Origin of the sequence: Actinomadura logoneensis, assembly GCF_003428695.1 — a bacterium.
Taxonomy (GTDB): Bacteria; Actinomycetota; Actinomycetes; order Streptosporangiales; family Streptosporangiaceae; genus Spirillospora; species Spirillospora logoneensis.
In genome coordinates, this window is record NZ_QURH01000519.1 from 1 (window position 1) to 1,391 (window position 1,391).

Sequence of the window (1,391 nt, forward strand, 5' to 3'; positions counted from 1 at the left end):
CCGCGCCCGGTAGGCGGGCCGGGCGCGGCGGCCGTCCAGTTCCAGGACGGTCACCGACGGCCGGGGCTCCAGGTCCACGATCCAGTAGTGCGGGATGCCGGTGGCGGCGTACTCGGCGACCTTGCGGACCCGGTCGGTGCGCTCGCTGGCCGTCCGCGGCGTGACGACCTCCGCGACGAGCAGCAGGTCGGGGCCGTAGTAGGTGCGGGCGCGGCGCTCCAGCGCGAGCCGGGCGACGTCCCGCTCCACCACGAACACGTCCGGACGGCGGATGCCCGCGGACGTCGCCACCTCCTGCGGGCCGCCCGCCACGTGCACGTCGGCCGTCGCCTGCCGCGCCGCCTGCTTGAGGATCGCGCGCAGCCGCTCGGCGGCGTTGTCGTGCCACAGGTCGCCCGGCAGCTCGTGCAGCCAGCCGTCGGCCAGCTCGTGGCGGCGGCCCTCCTCGGGCAGCTCCTCCAGGTCGTAGAGCGTGTAGGGCCCGTGCGGGTGGCCGGCCGTCGCGGTCATGGCCGCCAGGGCCGGGGACGAGTGATCATCATCTCGCCGAGCGTAGCCGACCGGCCGCGACGGACCACGGCCGACGCGGCCGGGATGATCATCTTCGCGGGGCAAAGAACCGGCCCGCCGCGTCCCTCGGGTCCGTCACGTCGGCGCGCCGCGGGCGGAGGTAGTCCCTCGTCCGGGGACAGAGGTAGGCCCGCCGTCCGGGGGAGGACGGCGGGCACCGGTCGGTCGGGTCGGGGTTCGGTCAGCCGTTGCAGCCGCAGGAGCAACCCTTCGGGCAGGAGCAACCGCCACCGTGTCCGCAACTGCATCCACCACTCATCATGATTCGGAAACTATCCCCGTGTTCCGGGCGCGGATATGACCGGATCCGGGAGGGAAGCCTGCCCCCGGCGTCCCCCCGGATGTGGTGGGCCCGGTCATGGTCAGCCGTGGATGTGCAGGTCGGCGCCGAGCAGGACCAGGAACCAGAGCAGGATCGCCAGCAGCGCGCTCGCGATGCGGCGCAGCAGGTCGCTGGTGAGGTAGCCGCGGTTCCAGGCCACGAACACCCCGGCGATCAGGTAGAGCGCCCCGAGCAGTCCGAGGTGGGGGCGGTATCGGTACGCCATCGCGGGGTCTCCTTCCGTGGTGACGGCGGTCGCCGTCGTCGCACGGCTGCCCCGGAACGGAACGGACGAAACGGCGGACAGATTCGGGGTCCGGCCCCCGACCGAATTTCGGCCCTGATCAAACACCCGTCCGGACGCGGGCGGCGGTTCGGCCGGCGCGGCGCGTGGTGGTGAGGGCGGCGGCGCGTGGTGGCGAGGGCGGCGGTGCGGGGGGATCAGGGCGCGGGGAGCGGGGCGTCCGGGCGGTCGGCGGGGCCGCCGGGGCGCGGGACG

2 protein-coding genes are annotated in these 1,391 nt (G+C 74.6%); both read right to left on the minus strand.

The genetic code is table 11. The features are described from left to right. Nucleotides 1-510 (minus strand): Uma2 family endonuclease (locus tag DZF91_RS23770; protein ID WP_147341328.1); only part of this gene is annotated, 510 nt, incomplete at its 3' end. 422 nt (nt 511-932) lie between these two features. Next, nucleotides 933-1,118, minus strand: coding sequence for a hypothetical protein (locus DZF91_RS23775; RefSeq protein ID WP_117359539.1), 186 nt, complete (start codon nt 1,116-1,118; stop codon nt 933-935). Nucleotides 1,119-1,391 lie beyond the last annotated feature (273 nt).

What these genes read in the sequence shown, in the direction of transcription:
- DZF91_RS23775 (WP_117359539.1), bottom strand. Translation starts at nt 1,118, where the DNA reads ATGGCGTACCGATACCGCCCCCACCTCGGACTGCTCGGGGCGCTCTAC.